Source organism: Occultella gossypii, assembly GCF_019947135.1.
Taxonomy (GTDB): Bacteria; Actinomycetota; Actinomycetes; order Actinomycetales; family Beutenbergiaceae; genus Occultella; species Occultella gossypii.
This window is the reverse complement of sequence record NZ_JAGSHT010000013.1, coordinates 45,674-71,250: the sequence shown is the minus strand read 5'-3', so window position 1 is coordinate 71,250 and position 25,577 is coordinate 45,674. Positions and strand designations below refer to the sequence as shown.

The 25,577-nt window shown below is 70.4% G+C and carries 21 protein-coding genes; 10 read left to right on the top strand and 11 right to left on the bottom strand.

The window, feature by feature from the left end; all coding sequences use genetic code 11:
• Positions 1-10 precede the first annotated feature (10 nt).
• Positions 11-493, bottom strand: a complete 483-nt coding sequence (locus KCQ71_RS13655) for a hypothetical protein (protein ID WP_223406777.1) — start codon at positions 491-493, stop codon at positions 11-13.
• Between the two features lie 262 nt (positions 494-755).
• Here KCQ71_RS13655 and KCQ71_RS13650 point away from each other — a divergent pair, with 262 nt between their 5' ends.
• The 4 genes from KCQ71_RS13650 (at position 756) to KCQ71_RS13635 (ending at position 3,438) form a co-directional block, all read left to right on the top strand.
• Entirely contained in the window at positions 756-1,238 is a 483-nt protein-coding gene (locus KCQ71_RS13650) for a CarD family transcriptional regulator (RefSeq protein ID WP_133107964.1), read from the top strand.
• Positions 1,239-1,257: 19 nt separating this feature from the next.
• Positions 1,258-1,962: a 2-C-methyl-D-erythritol 4-phosphate cytidylyltransferase gene (gene ispD, locus KCQ71_RS13645; RefSeq protein WP_223406775.1), complete on the top strand. Its 705-nt coding sequence runs from the start codon at positions 1,258-1,260 to the stop codon at positions 1,960-1,962.
• Positions 1,959-2,441: a 2-C-methyl-D-erythritol 2,4-cyclodiphosphate synthase gene (gene ispF / locus KCQ71_RS13640; protein WP_223406773.1), complete on the top strand. Its 483-nt coding sequence runs from the start codon at positions 1,959-1,961 to the stop codon at positions 2,439-2,441. Before ispD ends, ispF begins: the two co-directional genes overlap by 4 nt.
• A 103-nt stretch (positions 2,442-2,544) precedes the next feature.
• The gene (locus tag KCQ71_RS13635; protein WP_223406771.1) at positions 2,545-3,438 is read left to right on the top strand and encodes a type II CAAX endopeptidase family protein; all 894 of its coding nucleotides are present in this window, start codon (positions 2,545-2,547) and stop codon (positions 3,436-3,438) included.
• On the opposite strand, the gene KCQ71_RS13630 is transcribed toward KCQ71_RS13635, so the two are convergent.
• Entirely contained in the window at positions 3,404-3,823 is a 420-nt protein-coding gene (locus tag KCQ71_RS13630) for a MarR family winged helix-turn-helix transcriptional regulator (protein WP_223406770.1), read from the bottom strand. The two genes, KCQ71_RS13635 and KCQ71_RS13630, sit on opposite strands and share 35 nt — an antisense overlap.
• 74 nt (positions 3,824-3,897) lie before the next feature.
• Between KCQ71_RS13630 and KCQ71_RS13625 the strand changes: the two genes are divergently transcribed.
• Together KCQ71_RS13625 and KCQ71_RS13620 are read left to right on the top strand one after the other, a co-directional pair.
• The gene (locus KCQ71_RS13625; protein WP_223406768.1) at positions 3,898-4,992 is read left to right on the top strand and encodes a methyltransferase; all 1,095 of its coding nucleotides are present in this window, start codon (positions 3,898-3,900) and stop codon (positions 4,990-4,992) included.
• Positions 4,993-4,994: 2 nt separating this feature from the next.
• Positions 4,995-5,393 (top strand): DUF1304 family protein, encoded by a 399-nt coding sequence (locus tag KCQ71_RS13620; protein WP_223406766.1) that lies wholly within the window; start codon positions 4,995-4,997, stop codon positions 5,391-5,393.
• A 51-nt stretch (positions 5,394-5,444) separates the two neighbouring features.
• On the opposite strand, the gene KCQ71_RS13615 is transcribed toward KCQ71_RS13620, so the two are convergent.
• From KCQ71_RS13615 to KCQ71_RS13600, 4 genes are all read right to left on the bottom strand, one after another.
• Entirely contained in the window at positions 5,445-6,437 is a 993-nt protein-coding gene (locus KCQ71_RS13615) for a permease prefix domain 1-containing protein (RefSeq protein WP_223406764.1), read from the bottom strand.
• Positions 6,438-6,452: 15 nt separating this feature from the next.
• Complete coding sequence (locus tag KCQ71_RS13610; RefSeq protein WP_223406762.1) at positions 6,453-6,782, bottom strand: PadR family transcriptional regulator; 330 nt, start codon at positions 6,780-6,782, stop codon at positions 6,453-6,455.
• An 88-nt stretch (positions 6,783-6,870) separates the two neighbouring features.
• Positions 6,871-7,701: a hypothetical protein gene (locus KCQ71_RS13605; protein WP_223406760.1), complete on the bottom strand. Its 831-nt coding sequence runs from the start codon at positions 7,699-7,701 to the stop codon at positions 6,871-6,873.
• Positions 7,702-7,721: 20 nt separating this feature from the next.
• On the bottom strand, positions 7,722-8,165 hold the full coding sequence (locus KCQ71_RS13600) for a MarR family winged helix-turn-helix transcriptional regulator (protein ID WP_223406758.1): 444 nt from the start codon (positions 8,163-8,165) through the stop codon (positions 7,722-7,724).
• Between the two features lie 85 nt (positions 8,166-8,250).
• Here KCQ71_RS13600 and KCQ71_RS13595 point away from each other — a divergent pair, with 85 nt between their 5' ends.
• Together KCQ71_RS13595 and KCQ71_RS13590 are read left to right on the top strand one after the other, a co-directional pair.
• Positions 8,251-10,095: an ABC transporter ATP-binding protein gene (locus tag KCQ71_RS13595; protein ID WP_223406756.1), complete on the top strand. Its 1,845-nt coding sequence runs from the start codon at positions 8,251-8,253 to the stop codon at positions 10,093-10,095.
• A 68-nt stretch (positions 10,096-10,163) separates the two neighbouring features.
• A complete protein-coding gene (locus KCQ71_RS13590) occupies positions 10,164-12,056 on the top strand; it encodes a DUF5107 domain-containing protein (protein ID WP_223406754.1) in 1,893 nt (630 codons plus the stop codon).
• Between the two features lie 50 nt (positions 12,057-12,106).
• Here the strand turns inward: KCQ71_RS13590 and KCQ71_RS13585 are convergent, their stop codons facing one another.
• Both KCQ71_RS13585 and KCQ71_RS27650 read right to left on the bottom strand, forming a co-directional pair.
• Entirely contained in the window at positions 12,107-12,880 is a 774-nt protein-coding gene (locus KCQ71_RS13585; protein ID WP_223406752.1) for a sialate O-acetylesterase, read from the bottom strand.
• A gap of 137 nt (positions 12,881-13,017) precedes the next feature.
• Entirely contained in the window at positions 13,018-17,727 is a 4,710-nt protein-coding gene (locus KCQ71_RS27650) for a golvesin C-terminal-like domain-containing protein (protein WP_223406750.1), read from the bottom strand.
• A gap of 364 nt (positions 17,728-18,091) precedes the next feature.
• Here KCQ71_RS27650 and KCQ71_RS13575 point away from each other — a divergent pair, with 364 nt between their 5' ends.
• Positions 18,092-22,096: a golvesin C-terminal-like domain-containing protein gene (locus tag KCQ71_RS13575; protein WP_223406748.1), complete on the top strand. Its 4,005-nt coding sequence runs from the start codon at positions 18,092-18,094 to the stop codon at positions 22,094-22,096.
• A gap of 133 nt (positions 22,097-22,229) precedes the next feature.
• Positions 22,230-23,024: an IclR family transcriptional regulator gene (locus KCQ71_RS13570; protein ID WP_223406746.1), complete on the top strand. Its 795-nt coding sequence runs from the start codon at positions 22,230-22,232 to the stop codon at positions 23,022-23,024.
• Positions 23,025-23,036: 12 nt separating this feature from the next.
• Here KCQ71_RS13570 and KCQ71_RS13565 read toward each other — a convergent pair whose 3' ends face one another.
• The 3 genes from KCQ71_RS13565 to KCQ71_RS13555 form a co-directional block, all read right to left on the bottom strand.
• Positions 23,037-23,804 carry a DUF624 domain-containing protein gene (locus tag KCQ71_RS13565; RefSeq protein ID WP_223406744.1) on the bottom strand — a complete coding sequence of 256 codons (768 nt, stop codon included), beginning with the start codon at positions 23,802-23,804 and terminating at the stop codon, positions 23,037-23,039.
• Positions 23,789-24,514, bottom strand: coding sequence for an SDR family NAD(P)-dependent oxidoreductase (locus KCQ71_RS13560; protein WP_223406742.1), 726 nt, complete (start codon positions 24,512-24,514; stop codon positions 23,789-23,791). Before KCQ71_RS13560 ends, KCQ71_RS13565 begins: the two co-directional genes overlap by 16 nt.
• Positions 24,515-24,597: 83 nt before the next feature.
• A complete protein-coding gene (locus tag KCQ71_RS13555) occupies positions 24,598-25,512 on the bottom strand; it encodes a dihydrodipicolinate synthase family protein (protein ID WP_223406740.1) in 915 nt (304 codons plus the stop codon).
• Positions 25,513-25,577 lie beyond the last annotated feature (65 nt).

The window sequence follows — 25,577 nt, the reverse complement described above, 5'->3', positions numbered from 1 at the left end:
GCCGAGCGGCTCACTCCTCCACGGGAGCGGGGGGCAGGAACTCGTCGTAGGGCGCCAGGGTGCCGTCCAGGACCGGCACCGCAACGGTGACCGAGCCCTGCTCGGGCGAGGAGACGGTGACGTCGATGGTCGCGCCCGGTGCGGCCCCGACAGCCGCGATGGTGATCAGCTCCGCGTCGGGGTTGAGCAGCACCGTGGAGTTGCCGTCGACCTCGACCGAGGCGGCTTCGGGGTCCTCGCCCACCGTCAGGTTCACCGTGGTGGGGGATGCCCACCGGTTCACGACTGCGCCGATGAGGACGCCCTCGGCGCCCTCGGCGCGGGTCAGGATGAGCAAGTTCTCGCCGCGGATCTGGGTGCCGACCTCCACCTGGATGCCGTCGCTCGGGGCCGTGCCGTACTGCGTCACGATCGGGGAGCAGGCGCTCACGCCCACTGCGGCCGTGGCCGCCATCAGCAGGGACGCCACGAGACGGCGGGTGTTGCGAGCCACGGGGCTCTCCTTTCGAGGGGCCCACGCCCCGGAACGCACCGGCGGGCGCGGGTCTGGCAATACCGACAAGACCTGTACGTCAGCCTAATGCCTGTCCGCATGCGGCCGTTGCCTTCACATTCTCCTCAAGAGCCTCGCACCGGACGCCCGGTTCGGGGGTGGCGCAGCCTACCGCCATGACCTGCGCAAACGCGGAGGCGCGGCGAGATTGCGCCCATTTCGCGTGGTAAACTTGGGTCTTGCGAAAGGGGAGTGCGAGCACATGACCTTCACAGTCGGCGAGACCGTCGTCTACCCGCACCACGGTGCAGCCCTCATCGAGGAGATCTCGAAGCGGATCATCCGAGGGGAGGAGAAGCTCTATCTCCGGCTCAAGGTGGCGCAGGGTGACCTGACCATCGAGGTGCCGGCCGAGAACGTCGATCTGGTCGGCGTCCGGGACGTCGTCGGCAAGGAAGGCTTGGAGAAGGTGTTCGAGGTGCTGCGCGCTCCGTACACCGAGGAGCCGACCAACTGGTCGCGCCGTTACAAGGCGAACGTCGAGAAGATCGCGTCCGGTGACGTGATCAAGGTCGCCGAGGTCGTCCGCGACCTGTCCCGCCGCGACGCCGACCGCGGCCTGTCCGCCGGCGAGAAGCGGATGCTGGCCCGGGCCCGTCAGATCCTCGTCTCGGAGCTCGCACTTGCCGAGCACACCGAGGAGGAGAAGGCCGAGGCCATCCTCGACGAGGTCCTCGCCTCCTGAGCCACGGCGGAGCCGCCAGGTGAGCGTTGGCGCGGTGCTGGCCGCCGCCGGGTCCGGTTCCCGGTTCGGTCACACCGTGCCCAAGGCGCTCGCGCCGCTCGCGGGTGAGCCGCTCGTGGCCAGAGCCGCGCGCGCTCTGGCCGACTCCGGGCTGGTCCGCCGGATCGTGGTCACCGCGCCGGCCGCCTACCTCGAAGAGGTGCGCGCCGCCGTCGGGCAGGTCTCGTCGGTCGACGTCGAGGTGGTCGACGGCGGGGCGACCCGGCAAGCGTCCGTCGCCTCCGGTCTTCGTGCCCTTGGGGAGACGGACGAGGTCATCCTCGTCCATGACGCCGCACGGCCGCTGGCCTCGGCCGACCTGATCGGCCGCCTGATCGCAGCCGTCCGCGCAGGCCATCCGGCCGTGGTGCCGGGAGTCCCGGTCGTGGACACGATCCGGGCCGTCGACGACGGCGATCCGCCCCGCGCCGTCGCGACCCCCGACCGGTCCGGGCTGCGCGCGATCCAGACACCCCAGGCGTTCGACGCCGGCCTCCTGCGCCGGGCCCACGCACACGGGGCCGCCCGAGCCGACTCCGAGGCCGCGGCTGCCGGCGACGACGCCGGCCTGGTCGAGGCCCTCGGCATCGCGGTCCACGTGGTGCCGGGCGAGGCGCGAGCCCTGAAGATCACGACCCCGCACGACCTGTCGGTCGCGGCCCTGTACCTCGAGGATGGCTCATGAGCGCACCCCGCACCGGGATCGGCGTGGACGTGCACGCCTTCGCTGGGGACGGACGGACCGGGCTCGCGCTCGCCGGGCTGACCTTCCCCGACGAGGTGGCCCTGGCCGGCCACTCCGACGGGGACGTCGCCGCCCACGCCGCCGCCGACGCGCTGTTCAGCGCAGCCGGACTCGGCGACCTCGGCTCCAACTTCGGCACCAGCGAACCCGAGTGGGCGGGCGCCTCGGGTGCGCGGCTGCTCGCCGAGGCAGCTGCCCGCGTGCGCGCCGCCGGCTTCGAGATCGGCAACATCGCGGTCCAGGTGATCGGGAACCGGCCCAAGCTGGCCGGCCTGCGCGGCCAGGCCGAGGCGGCGCTGACCGCGGCGGCCGGCGCACCGGTGACGGTCAGCGCCACCACCACCGACGGGCTCGGGCTCACCGGGCGCGGCGAGGGGATCGCCGCGATCGCGACGGCCCTCGTCATCGCCGCGGGCTGACCCTCGCTCCCGCCCAGGGGTGACGGGTAGGGCCAGCACCCGTATGCACTCCGGGTGGAAGCACCCTGGGTGGGTGCCACCGGGAAGCGGTTGGCTGGTTCCCATGAGCACCATCGCCGCCGCACCGGCCGCCACGACCTTCGCATCCTCCGATCGCCGCGTGGGCGGCTTCCTCGTCCTGACCTTCGCCCTGAGTTGGGGGTCCTGGCTGATCGCCCTGTTGCTCGGCGGAGACCTCTCGAGCCCGGCCGTCTTCGCGTTCTACGCGATCGGCGGCTTCGGACCGAGCCTGGCCGCAGTGGTCTACCGGCTCCGCGGCGTCCGGAGCCCACGCGTGCCGCGGCCCGGACGGCTCGCGCTCTGGCTCCCGGCCGCGATCGGCCTGGGGGCGGCGCCCGCCGTGCTGGCCGCCACGCTCGGTCCGCTGGTCGGCGCACCAGCGCTCGGGATCGCCGACATCACGGCATCCTTCGCCGACTCCGGGCTGCTGCCGTTCCTCCTGATCGCCACCATGGCCGGGCCCCTCTCCGAGGAGTTCGGCTGGCGCGGGTACGTGCAGCCGAGGTTGCGCGCCCGACTCTCACCGCTCGCCACCGCCGGAGTCCTGGGCACCATCTGGGCGCTCTGGCACGTGCCGCTGTTCCTGCTCACCGGGACCTCGCAGTCGAGCCTCGGGGCTGTGGAAGCGGTGGGCTTCCTCGCTTGCATGGTGCCGATGTCGCTGACGTACTGGTTCATCAGCGAGCGGCTGCGCGGCGGGGTTCCGGCCGCCGTCGTGATGCACTACGCCGGCAACGTCTCGTTGTCGCTGCTGCCGTTCACCGCCCTCACCGGTGGCCTGATCTTCGCGGCGACGGTGCTGGTCACCGCAGGCGTGCTGGTCGCAGTCCCGGCGGTGGGTGCGCGAACGAGCCGCCGCGCGCTCGGCGCGGAACGCTCCGGAACGCAGGTTGGCGCCGCGGTCACCGGTACGGGTCGACGTTCTCGCGGAGTTTGATCAGTGCCTCACGTAGGGGTCCGGCGAGCTCGGGCCCGAGCAGTTCGTTCCACTCCTGCTCGACCGCCATCACGAGGTCGCGGGCCCGTTCCGATCCGGCCCGCCCCCGCGGCGTGAACCGGATCAGTCGCGCACGCCCGTCGGTGGGATCCGGGACCCGCTCGACCAGCCCTTCTCGCTCCAGGGCCGCGACCAGGAGGCTTGCGGTCTGCTTGGTGACCTGAGCCTGCTCGGCGAGGTCGGTGAGGCGGGATCCGTCGGCACCGATCCGCTGGGCGAGGCGTGCCTGCGCCACTGTCACATCGAAGCCGGCTTCGCGCATGGCCCGGACCACCCGATCATCCATCGCGCGGTACGCGATGAACATGAGCGTCGCGATATCCATCGATACCCCTTGGCAATCGTCAGCGATGCTGACTACTATAGTCAGCATTGCTGACCATAGTAGGGGTCGCGTTCATGTCCAGACTTCCACCCGTTCGCGTCATCCGGGCCGCCACCGCCGTCCGGACCGCTCTGGCGGCCGTAACGCGACGGATGGTCCCTCCCGAGGTCGGCCTGCTCGAACTGGCATCGGGGTTCATGGCGACTCACACCCTGTACGCGGCGGCAAGGTTGGGCATCGCGGACGTGTTGGCAGCTGGCCCGAGGTCCGCAAGTGAAGTGGCCGGCGAGGTCGGCTCCGATCCCGATGCGACCGCCCGGCTGCTACGCGCCTGCGCGGGGCTCGGCGTCTTCCGCCAGGCGTCGGATGACCGCTACGAGCTGACTCCCCTCGCACGCGGGCTGTGCTCGGGAACGCCGGACTCGATGCTCCCGGTCGTCCTGATGCTTGGCGACCCGAGCTACCAGGGACCATGGGGTCGGTTGACGCACGTGATCGAGACCGGGCGGCCCGGTGCCGAGGCGTCGCTCGGGGAGCCGATGTGGGACTACCTCGACCACAACCCAGGGTTCGCCGCCACGTTCAATAACGCGATGACCCGCTTGACGGCCCTCGACTGGCCCACGGTCGCAACCGCGTACGACTTCTCCCGGTTCGTGACCATCGTCGACCTCGGTGGCGGGCACGGCCAGCTCCTGTCGCTCATGCTCGCCGCGGCACCCGCTGCCAACGGCGTTCTGCTGGAGCGCGAGGCCGTGATCGAAGCTGCTGAGGAGCACCTGCGTCGGGCCGGCGTCCTGTCCCGCTGCCGGCTCGAGGTCGGTTCGTTCTTCGATGCGGCGCCCACCGGCGGCGACCTCTACGTGATGCGGCGCGTGATCCACGACTTCGGCGACGAGCAGGCGGCCGCAATCCTCACCAACGTCCGCGACAGCATGCCGCGTGACGCCACGCTGCTCCTCCTGGAGAGCGTGGTGCCTCCCGGCAACGCGCCGCACCTCGCCAAGTCCCTCGATCTCGACATGATGATCTTCGTCGGCGGTCGCGAGCGCACCCGGGGTGAGTTCGACGCCCTCCTCGACCGGGCCGGCTATCGGATGGTGCGGGTCATTCCGACGATATCGACGATCTCGCTCATCGAGGCAGTTCCAACCGCTGCTGGGAGGTAGCCATGGAGATGCTCGCGCAGGTCTGTGCCGGCCTCGCGGCCCTGATCTTGATCGCGGTCTTCCCGTTCGAGGCATTCCTGATCGAACGACCGGGGGTCCAGAAGTTCCTCGGGATCGAGCCTGACGGCATCCGCAACGTCCACCTGTGGTCGTTCTGCCTCGGCGCGCGCAATGCCCTCGCGGGTGCTGGGACGCTCGTCGGCATCTGGATGATCAACTACGGCAGCGCTTCGACCGGGGCCACCGTTGTGGTGGTCGGTTGCCTCTACATGCTGGCGTCGGCGTTGTTCATGGGCCTCGCCGACCTGCTCGGCTACTGGCGTCCGCGGGGTGCGAGTATCAGGGGAACGCTCTCGTCGTCGGTTCTGCCGGCCGCCGCTCTGGTCCTGATCGCGCTCTAGCCCGGCTCCGGCCCGTGGCGAGCGGGTCGACGGACTACCTCACCGACCAGCTCAGCGGCCGCCGTCGACCTTGCGCTTGTCCGGACTGAACGACTCGATGGTCACGACGACCGCGCCGAACAGGATCCCGGCGATCGGCCAGACCATCCACGACCTGTCCCAGGCGTCTCCGATGAAGCTCCAGCCGAGGAACACGGCGGCCGCGAGCATCCAGTAGGGGCCGGCCACGCGGCCGGTGATCGAGTTCGACCGCCGCTTCTCGGGTGCGTAATCGCCCTCCGCGGTGAGCCGGTCGAGTGCGCCGCGGCGCATGCCGGCCTGGATGAGGATCGTGACGCCGATGGCGATGATGACGAGCATCAACGCGACCGCGCGGTTGCCGGCAGGCCCGGACGTGGCATCCACGAAGATCGCCGGTATCGCGACGGCGAGGATGATCAAGGCAACGCCGCCGGCGAGCAGTGCCACGAACGTGCCCTGCTCGCGCTCGCGCTGGGCGCGATACGCCGTGGCCACCTGGGGCTCGAGGCGGAGTTCCTTGTGTTCGAGCCGGTCGTAGCGGGACAGGGACACCCCGCCGACGATGAACAGCGCGACAGCGCCGGCGATGCATACGAAGAGCAGCGCGAGCGGGACGGTCTCGGTGTTCCCGTCGACGCCGGCGGTGCCCTCGGCGAAGAACACGAGCTGTGAGATCCCGAGCAGGATCACGAAGACCCCGGCCGAGATGAACCAAGCACCCCGGCGCCGCACGTCGAGGAAGTGTTCGGCCTCCTCGTGTGAGAACTCGACCGATGCGCCCTCGCCCTCGCTGCCGGCGCGGTCGAGCTCGCGGCGGATGCCGAGGTCGTCGGCAAGTTCGTCGAGGTTGCCGAACTGCGTGATGACGCGGCCCACGGCCTCGTTCTCGCTCACCCCCTCGGCGAGCAGCTCACGGTAGCGGTCCTCGCTCATCTGCAGCAGTTCGGACCTTGCCCGCGACACCTCGGTGGTCGGCGGCAGGCTGCGGAACATGTGGTCGATGTAGCTCGTGATGGCATCCATGCGGGTCGTTCCCTCTCAGCGTGAGTCTCGGACGAAGCGGCCGACGAGTGCGACGGTCTGGCGCCACTCCTCGCACTTCTCGTCGTAGAAGCGGCGGCCGGCGTCGGTCAGCCGGTAGTAGGTGCGGGCACGCCCCTGGGTATGCGTGCCCTGGAAGGAGGTGACGGCGCCGGACTTCTCGAGCCGGCGAACGGCCGAGTAGAGGGTCGTCTCCTTCATCTCGTACTGGCCTTGAGCGAGCTGCTCGATCCGCTTCGAGATCGCGTACCCGTACGAGGGCTCGTCCAGCAGCGACTCGAGGACCAGCAGGTCCACATAGCCGCGAATGAAGTCCGCGCTGATCATCACATCCTCCCTTCCATGTCTGACGTAGTAATTACTGTACGTGACGTACTACGTCTGATCAAGTAGTTTGGCGACCGTGCGGATTCCGCTACCTCGCGGGCGGTGACCAGGTGGCGAAGGCGGAGGTTTCCGTGACCAGTACGTAGGGTCTGCCGGCGGCGGAGGTTCGCACGGGCGACGTCGCCAGGACGTACTGCCCATGGAGTGCCGCGAGGTCGCCGCCATGGAATCCGAGGACCTCGTCGACGATGTCGCGGTGGATCACCACGAGTGCCCCGATGCGAGAGTGGAGGTGGACCGCGCCGGTTCGGCGGAAGCGTTCGGCACGGTCCACGAGTCCCCAGTATCCGCGGATCGCGGTTTCGCTCGCGTCCATGCTGTCGAGGTGGATGAAGAAGCGGGTTGCGTCGACCTCGGTTCCGGCCCATCGGATGCGGGCGCCGTCGCGGAAGCCACGGCCGATGAGGATGCGTAGCGCAGAACGCAACGTGGCCCGGCGTTCACCACCGAGGCTGGGGGAGCCTGCGACCGGGTGGCGATGTGTCCGGGTGTCGCGTCCGGGGGTCGCGTTGTGCGGACGGCCCGCGGCGGGTGTGCCCTCCTCCGGTGTGGTCGGCGTGAGCACGATGGTCCGGGTCGATGATGCTGCCTGATGGATCGTCTCGTCGTCGTCGACGAAATCGGTGGGCCCGTGCTCGATGGCGGCCTTGTCGCAGCCGGGGCCGTGGTTGCGCGAGGCGAAGTGAGGTGCCAGTACGCGACTGGTCAGTGCCCGCGCGAAGACGAGGCCCTGACACGGTTGCCCGGTGCTGAGGGTGCCGGCGCACTGCAGCGATGTGGGGCGATCGGGGGATGGGAGTCGCTGGTAGTGGCCGATCGAGATCAGGTGCTCGGTGTCGAGCGCTCGGGCAATGTCCATCGGTCCGACGTGCGCCGCTCTCAGTCGGAGATGAGGCGGCGTAGCAGTCCGGTGAGCTGCTCCCACTCCTGCGGCTCCAGCCGAGCGAAATAGTCGCGCGACACCTGCTGCCGGGCCGCGCCGATCTCCTGGGCGAGGGCCCGGCCGGCGTCCGTCGGCACCGCGAGCACGGCGCGCCGGTCCGTAGGGTCCGGCATGCGTTCGACGAAGGCCTTCTCCTGGAGGGCATCCACAACCTCGGTGGCCGAGCGCGGAGCGATCCGTAGGTGTGCGGCGACGTCGGACAGGCGCGCGCCGTCGCTGTCGCAGATCACCCGCAGGGCGCGGGCCTCGTGCGGGGCGAGGCCCCACGGCTCTAGCGAGGCCGCCCATCGACGGCGCAGGGCACGGGTGGCCTGCATGAGCAGTTCGCTGGGCTCGCTCTCTGGCGCGCGCTCGGGCTCACGCCCCCGGGGGTTCGTCACGCTCCGGAGCCTACTATTGACGCCTTCCTCATAATGAGGTAACCTCAGCATATGACATAGACACGACGAAGGAAGTGATGTCCCTATGGCCGACCTCGCCATGAACCCAGAGGGCCCCCGTGGCCGCGACGGCGCCGCCCGCCCCGATCCCAGGGACCGGGCCCAGCTCGAGTCCCATCCCGTGAGCCTGCGCCGCATCGGCGCACTGTTCGCGCCCTACCGGGCCCGGCTGAGCGCCGTGGTCGCACTGATCGTCGCGACCTCCGCCATCGGACTCGCCACCCCGTTCCTGACCCGGCACCTCATCGACGAGGCGATCCCGAACCAGGACGTCCCCCTGCTCCTCATCCTGGTCGGCGCGATGCTCGGCGTCACGGTGGTGACCTCGGTCCTCGGCGTGTTCCAGACGTGGATCTCCACCGTGATCGGACAGCGCGTGATGCACCGGCTGCGCACGGACGTGTTCGCGCACCTGCAGCGCCAGTCCCTCGACTTCTTCAAACGCACCCGCGGCGGCGAGGTGCAGTCCCGACTCACCCATGACATCAGCGCCATGCAGTCCGTGGTGACCACGGCGGCGACGTCGATCGCCTCAAACGTGACCACCGCCGTCGGCACCGCGATCGCCATGGTCGCGCTCAGCTGGCAGCTGTCGCTGCTCTCCCTGATCGTGCTCCCGCCGGCGATCTGGCTGACCCGCAGGGTCGCCACGATGCGCCGCGAGGTGACCGCCAAGCGCCAGCGTGCGCTCGCGAACCTGCACGGCCAGGTCGAGGAGTCGCTGTCCGTCAGTGGGGTGCTGCTCGGCAAGACCCTCGGCGCCGGCCCTTCGCTGACCGCCAAGTTCTCCGACTCCTCCGAGGGCCTGCTGGACCTGGAGGTCCGCGCTCAACTCGCCGGGCGCTGGCGGATGGCCACGATGAGCATCATCTTCGCCGCGATCCCCGCGCTCCTCTACCTCGCCGCGGGTCTGCCGGCCACGTCCGGCGGCATGACCATCGGAACCCTGGTGGCCTTCGTGAGCCTGCAGGCCGGACTGTTCCGGCCGCTGATGGGCGTGCTCAACGTCGGTGTCCAGGTGACGAGCTCGATGGCCCTGTTCAGCAGGATCTTCGAATACCTGGACCTGCCGGTCACGATCGACGATCCGGCCGAGCCGGTCCGGCCTGCCGACGGCGGTGGTGCACTCGCGCTCGAGGGCGTGAGTTTCACCTACCCCGACGGCGATCGGCCGGCGGTCGACGGCGTCACCTTGGCCGTTCCGGCCGGTAGCAGCCTCGCCCTCGTGGGCGAGTCCGGCTCGGGCAAGTCCACGATCGCGGCTCTGGTCTCACGCCTGCACGACCCGACGGCCGGCCGGGTCACCATCGACGGCGTCGACCTACGGGACATGACCTTGCAGGACCTGTCAGGCGTGGTCGGGGTGGTCTCCCAGGAGACCTACCTGCTGCACACCACCATCAGGGAGAACCTGCGCTACGCCAAGCCCGAGGCCAACGACGCCGAGATCGAGGCGGCCGCCCGTGCGGCCCAGGTCCATGACCTGATCGTGGCCCTGCCGGACGGCTACGACACCCTCGTCGGCGCTCGCGGCTACCGGTTCTCCGGTGGCGAGAAGCAGCGGCTGGCGATCGCCCGCACGCTGCTGCGCGATCCCCGGGTGCTCGTCCTCGACGAAGCCACCAGCGCGCTCGACAACGAGACCGAGCGGGCCGTGCAGGCAGCCCTGGACGTGGTCAGCGCCGGCCGCACCACCATCACGATCGCGCACCGGCTCTCCACCGTGCGCGACGCCGACCAGATCGCTGTGGTCGATCACGGGCGGATCGTGGAGTCCGGCGACCACGCCGAGCTGCTCGCCCGGGGCGGCCGCTACGCCGCTCTGGTCGGAACCTCCGGCACCGTCGCCATCAGTCCCGCTCTCGCGTAGGGCACGGCCGCTCACACCCGAGCCGGATACCCTCTGGTCACTCGTGAACTCCGTCAGCGAAGGGCCGCATGAGCAACGTCGCAATCACCACCGCCGTCCTCCCGATGTCCCGGCTCGGGACGGACGGTGAACTCATCCTCGACGGCGGCGGAGGGCGGCGGGCCACCCCGGCGGAGGAGCAGGTCCTTGGGGTCGGACCGGCGCACCTCGAGCGCCGCCCGACGGTCCTTCCGTACCGGTACCAGGACGCCTACGGACGAGACATCGAGGACACGCAGCAGCGCGTCGCGGTGCTGGACAACGGGCGCCTCCGGGCCACGTTCGGCCTCGACCAGGGTGGTCGCCTGCTCAGCCTCGTCGACCTCGAGACCCAGCGCGAGGTCCTCCACCGGCCCGACGCGATCCAGTTCGCCAACCTCGCCCTGCGCAATGCCTGGTTCGCCGGCGGCGTCGAGTGGAACCTCGGCACCACCGGCCACTGGGGGCTGACCGCCGAGCCCGTCGCAGCAGGGACGGTCGGCGACGGCGTGCTTCGGATGTGGGCGTACGAGCGTCTGCTCGGGGTCACCTGGCGACTCGACGCCTGGCTGCCCGACGGTTCCGACTCCTTGTTCACCCACGTGCTCATCGAGAATCCCACGGACGCGGACCTCCCGGTCTACTGGTGGAGCAACATCGCAGTGCCGCAGACCGAGGACACCCGGGTCGTCGTGGCTGCCGACCGTGCACTCCACTTCGGATACGCCAAGAGCCTGAGCGAGGTCCCCTTCCCCGTCCGGGACGGGGTCGACGTGAGCTGGCCGGCGCGGCATGCGGGCAGCGCCGACTACTTCTGCATCACCGCCGGCGAGCACCCGTGGATCGCAGCCGTGGACGGTGACGGCGTGGGCCTGGGCCAGGCGTCCACGTCACGGCTCATGGGCCGCAAGGTGTTCACCTGGGGTGGGAGTCCCGGTGGCGTGACCTGGCAGAAGTGGCTGTCAGGGCGGCGGTCGTACGCCGAGATCCAGGCCGGGCTGGCCCGGACCCAGCTCGAGCACCTCCGGCTGCCCGCAGGGGAGTCCTGGCGATTCACCGAGAGCTACCGACCCATCCGGATCGACGGTGGGAACGGCGACTGGGACGTGGCCGTTGCCGCGGCCGCCCGCGCCGCAGTCGACGAGGAGTCGCTGGACCGGGCCCACGAGCACCTGACCGCGCTCGAGGCAGCACCGGTCCACGAGCACCCGTTGCGCGGTGGGGTCGACGCGTTGGGTTGGGGAGCGCTGGAAGTGGCGGCCGGTCACCGTGGGTTCGATCCTGCGACCCCGTTCGACCCCGAACTCCTGAGCGCCGAGCAGCAGGCGTGGCTCGACCTCGCCAGGACCGGTGCGGCGAGCCCGGCGCTGCAGCGAAGCGCCGCGGTCGGTCCGCAGTGGGAGGCGCATCTGGAGGCGGCCGAGCCGGGCTGGCTCCGGGACCTCCTCCTTGGCCACGCCGAACATGCCGCCGGGAACACCGAGCGGGCCCGTGAGCACTGGCGGTCCTCGGCGGACGCGTACGCCTCGCCCGACGCGTGGCGCGCGCTCGCACTGACCGCACCGGACGGGGCCTCCCGCGCCCGTGACCTGGTCCGCGCACACGAGCTCGACCGGAGCCGGACCGGGCTGGCGATCGAGGCGCTCACCGCGTTGCTCGAGGGATCCCACGCCGCCGAGGCGCTCGCCCTACTCGACGGACTCGCCGACGACGCGAGGGAACATCCGCGCATCGCTTATCTCGAGTGCCTCGCGCTGATCCGGGTCGGCGATGCCGCCGGCGCCGCACGTCTGCTCGAGGCGCCGCTCGTGCTGCCGGACCTGCGCGAGGGCGAGGTCGGCCTCGACCGGTTGTGGGAGGAGTTCCAGCGTCTCGTCGGCACGGACGAGCCGTTGCCCGCCCACTACGACTTCCGGATGTCCTCAAGGCTCGACGGCGGGTGAGGATCCCGCCGTCGAGGGCCACCAGGTCACACGCCTCGGCGAGCGGTCGGCTAGGCCGGGTCGAGCAGCTCCCGGGCGGCCGCGAAGTAGCGTCGGCCGAGCTCGCGTTGGCCCGCGGCGTTGTAGTGGATGGTGTCCGCCTCGGAGTTGTAGCTACCGGCCGGGCCAGTGACGAAGGCGGTGCGGGCCACCCGCGCCGGGGTTTCGGCGTGGATCCGATCTACCGCGGCGTAGCCGGGCTGATCGGCCGCGACCCGCTGCATGTGGTCGGGGTTCAGCTGCCCGAGGATGAACGGCAGGTCCGCACCGAACCGGGCGCGCAGGCCACCGATCAGATCGTCAAGTCGGTCGGCGTAGAGCGGGTGGGCCTCGGGGGTGGTGTCGTGTTCCCCCTGGTGCCACAGGAAGCCGCCGATCCGGTTGTTCGGCCCAGCCGCCAGGGCCGCTTCCGTCTGCATGATCGTGAACCGGAAGAAGTTGAACGGAGCGTCCAGATCGTGGCGGTCCCAGGTGTAGCCGCCCCACGGCCGGAACCCGGTGCCGCCCTTCGCACACGGGACCAGCAGCACGCGCTGGTGCTCGGGCAGCGTCTGGGCACGTAGCTTGCCGAAGGTCAGCCCGAACCCGATTCGGACACCCATGTCGATCGGATGGAGCAGCGGCTCGGCGGCCGGAATCACCTGCCCGAACAGCGGTCCTCGGCCGACGAACTGGTCCACGCGCGGATCCGGCGCGTCAAGGACAGGGTCGAATCCATCGCCGCAGGCGGTGTTCGACTGCCCGATGATCACCCAGATCTCGTGGCCATCCTGATCCTTGCGCATCTGGTCCCCCGTAGTTGTGTCCCGTGTGGCGGTGCCGAGCAGAACCGGCCGGCCAGGGAGAACCTAGCGTGCGGCCTGCGTGAGGATCGCACCCGGTCACCTTGCCAGGGTGACCGGATTCGATCTCGGCGGATGTGTCAGAGCGCGACCACCGGGGTGAACATCACCCCGTTCAGCCGGTGGTGCCCGGCCATCTCACAGCGCAGCCGCACGTGCGCCGTCGCAGGGTCGAGGTCGAAGGCGCCGATCGTGCGCCACGAGTTCGCACGTTCCTGCTGGTCGATCCGCACCGTGGCGCTGGTGCCTCCGGACTGCACCACGTCATAGGTCGCAGCGCGGGTGGTGTTGGCGTCCGTGCCGTACCAGACGGACACCAGGTAGCGTCCGCCCTCGGCGAGGGCCGGCGCCCAGTTGCCGGTGCGGGCGCCGTTGCTGCCATGGGCCCACCGGGACGCTCGACCGTCCCAGCCCGCCAGGCTGCTCGAGGTCCAGGTGCCCTCCTCCGAGTACTCGGGGGAGTGGTTGTCCAGGATCAGCGGGTCCGGCGGCGCTCCGATCACCGCGGCGAACGACTCCGTCGCGTCGGCGACCACCACCGAGCCCTCGAAGGCGGTGTCGGTCGGGGCGTCGGCAGGCGGCTGCACGGCGAACGTCAGCTCCACGCTCTCGCCCTGGGCGACCTCGACCGGGGCGGACGGCGGATCGACCACCCACCCGTCTGGCAGCTGCACCACGGCCTCGCCGGTGAAGTCGGTGTCCGAACCGGTCACCGTCACCGTGAGGTCGGCACCGGTCGCCGGGTCGACGTGGGCCGGCGCGCCGGTCACCTCGACACCGGGCGGGTTGGGCGCACCCTGGAGCCGGAACCGCGCCGAGTGGGCCCGGGTGTACAGGCCGGAGATCGCGGTCATGACCACCGACGCGGGTTCCCCCGGGGCCAGGTCATAGGAGCCGATGAGGCGCCACTGGCCCGCGAGCTCCTGCTGGTTGATGTGGTGGGTGTCCGCCCCGGTGGGGCTGGTCACCTCGATGAGGACGTCCTCGGAGGTCTGGTTGTTGGTCGGGTACCAGATCGATACGTCGTACGTGCCGGCCGTCGCGATCGTGGGCGTCCAGATCGCCTGGCCGCCGTACTGGCTCTCCGGGCTGTACCGGGACTTCGACCCGTCCGGCCCGGCGAGGCTGCTCGCCAGCCAGTTGCCGACCTCCGAGTATCCCTGCGCATCCGGCCCGATGATCACGTCGTTCGGATCACCGACGGTGTAGGCGATCGAGGTGGCCGCCATCCCGGCACCCGGGTTGACGGTGACCGAGCCGCCGCTGCCCGGCGGGGCGTTGGTCGCGGTGACCGTGAACGTCAGTTCCGCGAGGGACCGGGCCTCGATGGACCAGTCCGCCGCCGCCGGCTCCGCGGTCCAGCCGGACGGCAGGCCGAGGGTGGCCGTCCCGGTCCGGGCGATCGGCCCGCGGTTCATCAGGGTGAGGCTGATGGTGGCGCTCGCGCCCGGGCCGGGCAGCGCCCTCCGGTCGGAGACGCACTCGATCACATCGGTGGCCGCGAACACCGTGACCGCGCCCGGCGTGAGGACCTGGTTCCCGGTTCCGTTGAACAGCACCCGCCCGGTCACCGGGTACGAACGCGGGGTGGCGCCGGCGGTGGGGGTGACGATGAACGTGGCGTCGGCCACCTCGCCGTCGGCGAGCTCGGTGGGCGCGGGCGACTCCGGTTCGAGCGTCCAGCCGGTCTGGGCATAGACCCTGACCTCGATCCCGGTGGCGGTAGCGCCGGAGGTGTTGCGGATCCGTGCGGTCACCGTGACCGGGTCCGACGGCGTGGTCGAGGGTCGCAGGAGCAGGTCGCCGCCCACGGTCTGCCCGGCGGGTAGCGCGCCGGTCACCGTGGCGGGCAGGTACAACGAGCGGTCCGGGCGGGCCACGCCGGCCACCGTGACCCGGTAGTCGAACGTCGCGGTGAGGTCGTCCACACCGATGGTCCACTCGTAGGGATAGACCTTCTCCGGGGCCTGCACCCAGTCGCCACCGGCGACCCGGTAGTCGAGGCGGACACCGGTACCGTCCGCCGCGCTGGACTGGATGTACACGTCGTAGCCGCTGCGGTCCGGCCGGGGCAGGGTGATCCCGTAGACGCGGTCCCCGGTGGTGCCACCGGAGTTGTCGAAGTCGTCGAAGTGGTAACTCACGGCGGCCCGGTCCGGCGTCTCCTGCAGCTGCTGCCAGGGCTGGAGTGCGCCCGCGCCCGGGATCTTGACGGTCGTGATGCCGTGCGCGGCGACCCGGGCCTGGAGACGGCCCCGCACGATGCGTCCGCTGCGGGGCGCACCGTTGTCCATCCGGATCTCGACCTCGTAGGTGCGGCCCGGGTCGATCCCGGTCAGCTCCTGGTCGAAGGTCACCTGCGCGTTCTCGACGCGGGCCGACTCGCTGGTGAGGCTGAGGTAGAACGCGTCGGCCGAGACCGCGGTGAGCCAGTTCAGCTGGGGGTTGGTGACCTCGACGATCCCCTTCGGGAAGTACGGCCACACGCCGTCATCGCCGTAGAACGAGCCCGGCGTGTGCCCGTAGGTGCGGTACCGGAAGTACACGAACACGCACTCGAACGCGCTCGGGAACGTGATCTGACCCTCGGAGCGGGACTCGTGCTCGCTGATCAGGTAGTCCATCGCCAGGCCGAGCTGGGCCGGCGCGTGGTGGAAGTAGATGCTGCTGGTACCGGGCGGACCTTCGATCGGGTACTCGGGCCGCATCGGCGCCGTGACGAACTGCCGGTTGTAGTAGCCGGGGTAGTTCGTGAACCGGCCCACCACCATGTTGTGCGCCATGTCCCGGATGAAGTCGTCGCCGGTCACCTGCGCGAGGCGGAGCAGGAACGGCGCCCAGATCGGGTTCAGCGTGAAGCCGCCGCCGGGGGTCTTCAGGTAGGTGCTGAGCTGCTCGAACGTCAGGCCGGTGGTCGAGGCCATCCAGGCCGGAACGTTCTCCTCGGTGATCGGCAGTTCCCGCGGGTACGTCGGGATGCCGTCACTGACCTCCCACTTGTAGTACATGTCGTCGATGGGCTCGCCCACCGGGGACGTGATCGTGGTCTCCGGGACCGGCCGCACCTCGAAAAGGCCCATGTACCGTTTCGCCTCGCGGTGTGCCGCCGCGAGCAGCTCGGAGTCACCGGTGAGCTCGTACAGCACGAACAGCTCCAGCCAGGCCTTGACGTACGTGTACCCGAACGCGGACGTGCCCTGGTTCACGGTGTACGGGGTGTCGATGTTGTGGCGGGCGTACCACTTGCCCACTTCGACGGCCTGGGCGAGCCAGGCCTCGTCACCACTGAACAGGTACGCCGAGAGCGGGATGTTCATCGGGGTGCGGCCCTGGAACTGGTACTTGCGCCAGATCGTCTCCAGTGCGATCGCGTGCACCCCGGCGGACCTGCCCTGGAGCAGATCCCAGACCGGCACGATCGTGTTCGCGTCCCCCACCCAGCCGCCCAGCGGCGAGTAGTTGTGGAAGCCGGCCTTGGGCGTATGGCCGATGTCCCGGCGGGAGATGATGTGTTCCAGCAGCGGGCGGGCCCGCCGCTGCCAGAAGTCGCCGGCCGCCTCGGGCCGGGAGGCGAGCAGGTTCGCGCTCAGCAGCACGCTGGCCACGGAGGTGCGCACGTTCTGGTCCGCCTCGATGTTCGCGAACCCCTTGTCCCGGTTCCACCACCCCGAGACCGACGGGATGAAGTCGACCGAGTCATCGCCGTCGGGCTCGATCGCGACCAGGTCCATGATGTTGTGGACCGTGTCCGTCAGCGAGGTGTCGTAGATGTTCCGGCGGTAGCGGTCGAACCCGTACTCCGCGCGGGAGAGCGCCGTCTGGGTCTCGTACAACGGTGCGGCACTGATGACCACGCCGAACGCGTAGCCGACCGACTGACCCGCGGTCAGGGCCGAGCGCAGGCCGCCCGGCGGCGCGTACGCGACCGCCTGCACCTGCTTCGACTCGTTGCGCAGGCTCATCGCGAACGGCTGGTCCTCGGGGCCGATGAACCGCTCGTGCTCGAACTCGAGCACGTCCGCCGGGATGGACACGCCGGTGGTGAGCGTGACGCCGTCGACCTCGTAGGAGACCAGGGCCATCGGGGCGAACAGTTCCCACGCCTTGATCGCGGTCGCGGAGCCGATCACCCGGGCGTGCTGCTGCGAGCCGCAGAGCACCTCGGTGACATCGTCCTCGTCCGTGACCGCATTCGCCTGGTAGCCGACCACGTAGCCGTCGTCCGCATGCACGGTCAGGGACCACTGCACCTGCGGCAGGCTCCCCGAGACGTCCCAGCGGATCGTCAGATCGAGCACGTCGTCCACACCCGCGGTCAGTTCCACCACGGTGTCGCCGATCTGGTTCACGGATTCGGCGGCGAGCCAGTGCGGGGTCCCGGACGGGTAGTAGTTGCCGCCGCCGAGGAACGTCGGGTCCCCGGCGACCACCACCCACTGCTCGTCGAACCGGGCCGACTCGCCGCTCGCCGTCAGCCAGGTCGAACCCGAGCGGACCTGGGTGTCGCGCACGATCGCGCCGACCCGGCCGCCGTCGGGGCCGTCCCAGGTGGCCCGGTGGAAGGTGATCCGGTGGTTCCGCCCGGAGATGGTGGTCAGCTCTTCGAAACTCAGGTTGGGCTTGTCGACGCCGCGCAACGGCGCGGTCAGGGGTAGCCGCGGCAGCGGGTCCGCCTGGGCGGCCCCGGCGAAGCCCACATTGGTCAGCGCAGGCAACACGCCGGCACCGATCAGCAGGCCGATCGCCTGGCGCCGTGTGGTCTGGAACGGACCGTTCGTGTGTTCGTTCACGATCTGGTCTCCCTTTCATGGTGACCGCGGGCGTCGATGCCCGCGGGTCGAATCGGGCGGCATGGGATGGCGGGTCGGCTCGGAGCGGACGTCGCGGGCATGGATCGGCACTGATTCCCTGACGCCGTACGTGCCGACCGTGACCGAGGACACCCCCGCAGCACCGAACAGGTTACGGATCTATATCACGGACGCTAGCGCTGAAATATGGATTCGACAACCACCTGATGGAAAGGATGTCTTGCCAAGCGATCGGCGCGTTGCTAGCGTTTGTCGGTGTTCAGTATATGGATCACCAGTTCAACAGGCTGGCGTCGTCGGAGTGTCGCCGGCGTCCCTGAGGCACCGGAAAGGTGTGGCAACGATGCCGCTCGACCCCTCCATCTCCCGCCGCAGCGCCCTCCGGCTGCTGGTCGCCACGGCGGCTCTACCACCGCTGATCGGCGGCCCCGCCCTATCCGCCGGCGCCGATCCGGGCGCCGGGCAGGGCCCGCTGCCGGACGCCCTACGACGGCTGGACAAGCCCGGCCTGACGCTGACCCCAGCCGTCACGATCGAGAACCAGGCCTACCGACTGGAGTTCCACCACGCCGTCTGGGAGGGCGGCGCCACCGTGGTGCGCGACCTGTTCGTCGGTGTCGACGGCACCTGGGTCCCGGTGACCTCCGCGGACCGTCGCTTCGACGAGCAATGGGTGGTGCTGACCGGTCCTGACGCCGGTACCCGGCACCGGTACTTCGACACGATGACGCCGAACTGGGTCGGATTCGACTCCGTCGTCCAGCTGGACGAGGAGACCGTGGAACTCCGGAGCATCGCCGAAGGGCGGTACGCCCTCACGGTCCGTTGGTCGCTGGCGCACGACCGGCCCGAGGCGCACTGGTCCCTGGAGGCGTCCGTAGCCGACGACTACATCGTGGCCTACGAGTCGTTCGACACCGCGACCGAGGACGACGCCGTCGAGGTGTTGTGCGGGGCACTGCAGCACGCTCGCGTGATCGGCGACCAGCACAGCCTGGCGGCCTGGGAGCTGTGGGCGCCGATGGCCCTGGTCCAGCGCCGGCTCGACGGACTGCCCGGGGACGGGCAGGCGACCCTGGGCGTGTACATCCCCGCCGAGGTGATGGAGTTCGAGCATGAGCGGGAACTGCGTTCGGACGGCCAGCCGTTCGGGATGAGCCTGCGCAACGACTCCGACGACGTGCAGCCCACCATCTACCGTCCGCACGCCGGGTTGCTCGCCCACCTCGAGCCGGGCGAATCGGTCGGCTACGCGTTCGGACTCGTCGCCGCTGCCGGTGCGCTCTACGACACGTACGTGGACCTGTGCCGCGGCGAGTACGCCTACGCGGCCTACCGCGAGAACGTCTTCGACACGTCCCTGACCGAGACCGTGCACAATCTCGTCGATCTCATCCGGGTCCAACCCGACGGCGACGACTCCGAGGAGTTCCTCCGCTCGTTCAGCGGTTGGTGGTCGCGCGCGAAGGGCTTCGTCGACCCCGAGAACGAATTCTCCGTGCGGATCACCACGGCGAGCGTCCTCCTCACCGCGTTCTACCTCACGGCCCACCCGGACGAGGCGGACGACTTCTACGACAAGCGCGTCCGGCCCACGCTCGAATACCAGATCTCCCGGCCGACGTTCAGCTTCACCCCGGTCAAGGAGGCGCCGATCTACGGAAACCGGACCCTGTGGCGCCTCGGTGGGGTCAGCGGGGACGCCTCCACACTGGTGCCGATGACTCGGCAGCTGCGCGGGCAGGCCGGCGGGATCCACCAGCTCGCGACCGACGCCGTGCTGGCCAGGACCACGAAGGCGTACCGGACGTCGGTGAGCACGCCGATGCAGAGCTACGTGCTGACCGGGGACAGCGCGCACCTGACCCAACTGGAGTCCGAGGCGGAGCGGTACGCCCGGGACGAGATCCTGACCCCGTACACGACGAACTCGGCGGAGAGCGCGTTCTCCTACGGCTACGTCAAGGGCTGGACCGAGATGGTTGTCGCGTACGAGCTCACCGGCAACCCCGAGATCCTCGCCGGAGCGCACGCGGAGGCAGCGCGGTTCATCACCCAGACCATGGTGCGGCCGGTCCCCGGGGGCGACGTGGACGCACCGACGGGGCACGTGATCTCCGCCCAGCTGGACCACTGGGAGGGCGGCGCGCTCCCCGAGTACCCCAACACCGAGGTGCCCTCCGAATCCGTACCGGCGTGGGTGGTCGCGACCAACGGGCTGACGTTCGAACAGCTCACCACGTTCAAGATCGGGGACAGCACCCGCCTCGACCCGCCCGGCGGGTTCACGATGATCCCCGGGTGGGCACCATTCCTGCTACGCCTGGCGCACTACACCGGCGACGAGATGATGGCCGCGGTGGCGCACAACCTCGTGATCGGTCGCTGGACGAACTACCCGGGCTACTACTACCGGCAGTTCGTGGCCGCGCACCTGAAGCCGGACTTCCCGTTGCAGGGCCCGCCCGGCCTCACGTCGCTGTACTTCAGCCACATGCCCGGACAACTCGGGCTCACGCTCGACTACCTCCTCAGCGAGCACTTCGTCCGGTCCGGGGGAATGGTCGCCTTCCCGCGCGAGTTCGAGACGAACTACGTGTTCTTCAAGTTCTCGGTCTACGGACACCGTCCCGGCACGTTCTATGGCGAGGAGGGGGTGTGGCCGTACTTCCCCCGCGGCATCGTCACGCTCAACAACCACCGGCTGAACTGGCTCACGGGGGTCGGCAACGACAACCTCTACCTCAGCGTCACGAACACCTCCGCGCGGGTCGAGGCCGGCGTGGTCACCTTCGACCCGGACCTGAGCGGCGTCGACGCCCGCCGCGACTACGAGGTGGATGTGATCGCGGACGGCGGCGCACCACGGCGTCGCCGGGTCATGCGCGGGCGGTTGCCGATCCAGGTGAGCCCGCACGGCATCACCGCCGTGATCGTTCGCGGCGCCGGCCGGCCTGTCCCGTGGCAGTGGCAGCCGGGTGCGGTGGACCGCACCTCCCGGAGCTTCCACGTCGAGGACACCGATCCGGCCACCGGATTCGGCCTGTCCCGGGCCATGCTGATCCCGCGGCCCGACCGCCGCGGTGCAGACGCGTACGTGTTCATCGACACCGAGCGGCCCACCACGCTCGAGTACTACGTCAACGACGGCTCCTTCACGAGCGCGGACCAGAAGCCGTACCCGCACGAGTGGACGATCCGGCTGCCCGAGCTGACCGACACCTTCACCTACCGTCTGGTCGTCGGCGGCGTGGCAACCGACGAGCGGACCCTCACGCTGGCGCCCGTGGTCACCGGGGTGGTGCCCGACGGCGTCCCGCTCGCCGGGGAGGTCGACGTGCGGGAGGCGACCACGCCTGCTGAGACGGTGCCCGTCGTGGTCCGGGTCCGCGGCGGGGCCGCGGACATCGACGCGGTGACGGTCACGCTGGTGGTCCCGGAGGGCTGGGTGGTGGGTGCGCCGTGGGAGCCGCTGCGCGTCCCCGCGGGCTCCGTCCGGTTGCTCGAGACCACTCTCACGCCACCGGCCGGTTGGGCGGCCGGGAACCTGGGCATCCACCCGGTCGGGGCCACCGCGACGTGGGTGGCCGGTCCGGACGGCGGCGTGCTGCTCGACAGCGCGGAACTGGCCGTGATCGACCCGCGCCGGGTGGCCGATCTGACCGCAGACAAGGGCGTGATCTCCGGGCCAGGGGAGACGATCGTGCTCACCGCCACGGTGCTGAACGCGGGTCCGGTCGAGGTCAGGGGATACATCCGGATGTCACCACCCGAGGGTTGGCCGGGCAAGACCGGACACACGTACGTCGTCGAGCCGCGTAGCGAGGGCCGGTACACCTGGACGATCACCGCGCCACCCGAGGCCAGACCCGGGACCACCTACCGGTTCCGGGCCATCGTCGACGGCGTGGGCTTCAGCGACGCCCTGGTCCGCGTGGCCGATCGCGGGGTCATCGTCAGCAACGTCGACGGCGAACCCGGGTACGCCGAGGTGGGGGACTGGCGTGGCAGCAGCCTCGCGGGTTGGGGTCAACACGCCTCCCGGTACAGCCACCTCGACTACGGCGACGGCTCCGTCGCGACCTGGACGCCGACGCTGCCGAGCGCGGGTGAGTACGAGGTGGCCGTCTGGTACCCGACGAATGTCGAGACCACCGCCGCGGCCACCTACGTGGTCCACCATGCCGGCGGCGACGAGACGATCAGCGTGGACCAGACGTCGCAGGCGAACCAGTGGCGCGTGCTCGGCACCTGGACGTTCGCGCGCGGCACCTCCGCGACCGTCGACCTGGCTGTCCGCACCGGCGGGTACCACCGAGCCAGCGCCGTGCGGTTCCTCGCCGTCTGACGCCAGGGTCGTGCCCCCGACCAGGATCGCGGCAACCGCTCCGAATGAGACATGCATATGCTGCATGTCTGTCCCAATATCCGCTATAGTGGGGCGGACTCGATCAGAGTCGACCCAGTGGAGGGGCACACGAATGGCGAAGGCAGCCGAGCGGGAGCCGATGCAGGGCGCCCAGAGTATCGACCGGGCGCTCTCGCTGCTGTCCGCCTTCACGCCGCAGCATCCCCAACAGCGTATCGCCGACCTGGTCGCGGGGAGCGGATTGGGGCAGTCCACCGTGTCGCGGATGGTCGGGGCGATGCTCTCGCTCGGCTTCCTGAGCCATGACCCCCGGAGCGGCCTGTACTCGCTCGGCCCGGAGGTGGTGAACCTGGCGGCCGTGGTCCTGAACCAGAGCCCCGTGCATCACCAGGCGCGGCAGGTGGCCCAGGACCTGGCGGCCGAGCTCGGCCTCGGTGTGAACGTCGCGGAACGCGCCGGCGACCGGCTCTTCTACCTCTGCAACTTCGAGGGCAAGCAGGCCCCGCGTGCCTCCACGCTCATCGGGCGGGGTGGCCCGCTGCACGCGACGGCGCTCGGCAAGTCGCTGCTGCTCGACCACGACGCGGCGGACGTGGAGGCGCTCCTCGGCGCCGAGTACCCGCGATACACGAACAGCACGATCACGTCGCTGACCGAGCTGCTCGCGGAGCTCGACCTCGTGCGCGGCCGCGGCTACGCCGTCGAGCACGAGGAGCTCGCGCTGCGCCGGGCCTGCCTTGCGGCGCCGATCCGGGACCGCTCGGGCACCGTCGTGGCCGCCATGTCCGTCTCCGGGCCGCTCTCCGCGATGAACCTGCCCGAGAACGAGGACCACCTCGCGATGCTGCTCATCGAACAGGCGGACCGGATCTCGGTCGGACTGGGCTTCACCGCACTCACGGCGTGAGCCGAGCGTCGGTCAGTCCGTAGGGAGAAGCAACGGCTCGGGAACGTGCCGGGCGGCCATCGCCGCGGCCAGGGCCGGGACTGCCGGCACGGCGAAGACGAGCGCGGCCGGCAGATACAGGTAGCCGAGCACCAGGGCGACGGCACCGGTCAGGCCGGCGAGAACGAACGGCACCGGGGTCGCCGCGAAGCTCCGCAGTGTGAGCAGCCACAGGGCCGTCGGTCGCCGCGGGGCCGTGGTGTCCGATGCGTCCGCCTCGTCCGCCCGGGCTGCGACGGCGGGCAGGTGGATCAGCCAGCACAGGTAGACGGCGGTCACGATCGCAATCGTGATCGTGAGCACCTGCCCGCGCAGCAGCCAGAGGTAGAAGCCGAGCACAGCAGGGGTCAGCAGCGGGATCAGGTAGCGCTGCTGCGACTGCCAGAACTCACGACGCCACCGCCCCCAGGACGCGCGGTAGTAGCCGCGCTGGACGTCGTCGAGCAGTCCGGTCCGCAGCTGCTGGTGGAGCACGGACGTGGCTGGTGCGATCCCGAGCAGCACCCCGCCGGCCAGGGTCTGCAGGAGCCAGGTCACGTTCAGTGCCGCGAGCCGGCAGATCCAGGTGGTGATCGTCTCGACCAGACCGAACGCGCCCGAGCCGCCCGAGGTGCCGGAGCCGCTCGAGCCACCGGAGCCGGGCTCCCCACCCGTGCCGCGCGAAGGCGACCCGGTGGCGCGACCCGGCCCTCGCCGTCGGGCATTCGCTTCGTGGCCGGCCTCGGTCACGGCTTCCGCCACTGTTCCACCATGGCGGGACGCGTGAAGGCGACCGGGGAGGCCACCGACAGGCCCGCGTCGACCGGCAGGATCACGCCGCTGATGCCGGATGCGCGCGGCGACGCCAGGAACGCGACCGCCTGCGCCACCTCCTCGGACGTGGGGGTGCGGCCCATCGGATAGCCGACGGCACCGTCGGGCACGTTGTGGCCGTCGATCAGCGCGGGCGCCACCGCGTTCACCCTGATGCCGCGCGGGGCGTACTCCAGGCTGGCCTGGGTGATGAGCGCGTGCACGGCACCCTTCGCGGTCGCGTAGGCCGAGTTGCCGGGGTGAGCGAGGTAGGCGTTCACGGAGGTCAGCGCGACGATCGCGGAGCCCGGTCCGAGGTGGGGTACGGCCGCATGGATGGCGTTGAAGGTCGTGTCGAGGGTGCCCGCGAGCACGGCCCGCCAGGTCTGCACCGTGGTCTCGTGCAGCCGGCCACCGAGCTGCTTGGCGGCCGCGGTGATGAGCACGTCGATGCCGTCGCCACCAAGGATGTCCACGGCTGCCGCCATGGCCAGTTCGGACTGCGACGGATCGGACATGTCCGCGACGACGTTCGCGGCCAGCGCCGGGTGCTCGAAGTCGGAGGAGTTGATGCCGACCACCCGAGCGCCGTCGGCCACCAACGCTTCGGCGATCCGCTGGGCTGTGACCGAACTGGAACCGACGATGACGGCGCGCACTCCGCACTCCTATCTCGGTGGATCGGGGTCGTTCGTCTCGCATCCGGTCCGGCGGTGGGCCGGACCGGATGCGGGGCCGTGGGTCAGACGCTAGCCGGAGTCAGGGGCAGTGGCGCAAGGACCTCGGTCAGCAGTTCCGCCATCCGTGCCGGGATCGGCTGGGCGGGGGCGCGCACGGCAGCGGAGGAGATGACGCCGCGCCGCACCAGCACCTCCTTGTGGATCGCCCAGGCCGGACCGGACTGCAGGCCCCAGACGATGAGCGGGAGCAGGTGGGCGAAGGACTCCCGGGCGCCGGCGCGATCTCCGGAGTTCCACGCGGCCAGGGTCGCCGCGAGCAGGTCCGTGAACTCGCAGGCAGGCATCGTGCCGACGGCCCCGCAGGCGTACTCGTCGAGGACGAACTGGGCGTTCTGCCCGCCGAGCATCGCCATCGGGCGATCGCCCAGCGCGGCCGCGACCGCGCACATCTTCGGCAGTGTCGGCGGGGCCTCCACCTTGACCGAGTCCACCCCGTCGATGTCCGAGAGGGCGACGATCAGCTCCGGGGTCATGGCCACGCCGGTGGCGCCGGGCGCGTCCTGCACCATGATGCTGACGCCGAGCCGGACCGCCTCGGCCGCGAGCGTCGCGTAGAAGTCGACGAGCTGGACCGGGCCCGGCTTCACCATGAACGGGGGCAGCACCATCGCCGCGCGGGCACCGCCGTCGGCCAGCTGGCGCAACTGCTCCAGCGCGGGCGCGATGGCGGTCGCGCCGACACCGGCCACCACGGGCATCGGGCCTGCGGCGGCGACCACGTCGGTCAGGATCGCCTCCCGTTCGGAGGTGGTGAGCGTGAACGCCTCGCTCGCCATGCCGAAGATCGCGACGCCGTCGGCGCCCGATCGAGCCTGGAACTCCACGAGCCGGCGCAGTGAACCGCGGTCCAGATCGAGCGTCTCGGTGAACGGAGTCGCCAGTACGGGCACCAGCCCGCGGATCGCAACGTTCTGCATCAGTAGCCTCATTTCTTCCCCGTCGAAGGGTCCTGGGCTGAATGCTGTCACCAGCCGAAGGGTGA

Bases quoted from the DNA above. Each gene is read 5' to 3' on its own strand.
- KCQ71_RS13615 (WP_223406764.1), bottom strand. From the start codon at position 6,437: ATGGATGCCATCACGAGCTACATCGACCACATGTTCCGCAGCCTGCCG.
- KCQ71_RS13650 (WP_133107964.1), top strand. From the start codon at position 756: ATGACCTTCACAGTCGGCGAGACCGTCGTCTACCCGCACCACGGTGCA.
- KCQ71_RS13610 (WP_223406762.1), bottom strand. From the start codon at position 6,782: ATGATCAGCGCGGACTTCATTCGCGGCTATGTGGACCTGCTGGTCCTC.
- KCQ71_RS13585 (WP_223406752.1), bottom strand. From the start codon at position 12,880: ATGCGCAAGGATCAGGATGGCCACGAGATCTGGGTGATCATCGGGCAG.
- KCQ71_RS13595 (WP_223406756.1), top strand. From the start codon at position 8,251: ATGGCCGACCTCGCCATGAACCCAGAGGGCCCCCGTGGCCGCGACGGC.
- ispF (WP_223406773.1), top strand. From the start codon at position 1,959: ATGAGCGCACCCCGCACCGGGATCGGCGTGGACGTGCACGCCTTCGCT.
- KCQ71_RS13570 (WP_223406746.1), top strand. From the start codon at position 22,230: ATGGCGAAGGCAGCCGAGCGGGAGCCGATGCAGGGCGCCCAGAGTATC.
- KCQ71_RS13635 (WP_223406771.1), top strand. From the start codon at position 2,545: ATGAGCACCATCGCCGCCGCACCGGCCGCCACGACCTTCGCATCCTCC.
- KCQ71_RS13555 (WP_223406740.1), bottom strand. From the start codon at position 25,512: ATGCAGAACGTTGCGATCCGCGGGCTGGTGCCCGTACTGGCGACTCCG.
- KCQ71_RS13605 (WP_223406760.1), bottom strand. From the start codon at position 7,701: ATGGACATTGCCCGAGCGCTCGACACCGAGCACCTGATCTCGATCGGC.
- KCQ71_RS13575 (WP_223406748.1), top strand. From the start codon at position 18,092: ATGCCGCTCGACCCCTCCATCTCCCGCCGCAGCGCCCTCCGGCTGCTG.
- KCQ71_RS13625 (WP_223406768.1), top strand. From the start codon at position 3,898: ATGTCCAGACTTCCACCCGTTCGCGTCATCCGGGCCGCCACCGCCGTC.
- KCQ71_RS13590 (WP_223406754.1), top strand. From the start codon at position 10,164: ATGAGCAACGTCGCAATCACCACCGCCGTCCTCCCGATGTCCCGGCTC.
- KCQ71_RS13620 (WP_223406766.1), top strand. From the start codon at position 4,995: ATGGAGATGCTCGCGCAGGTCTGTGCCGGCCTCGCGGCCCTGATCTTG.
- KCQ71_RS13630 (WP_223406770.1), bottom strand. From the start codon at position 3,823: ATGGATATCGCGACGCTCATGTTCATCGCGTACCGCGCGATGGATGAT.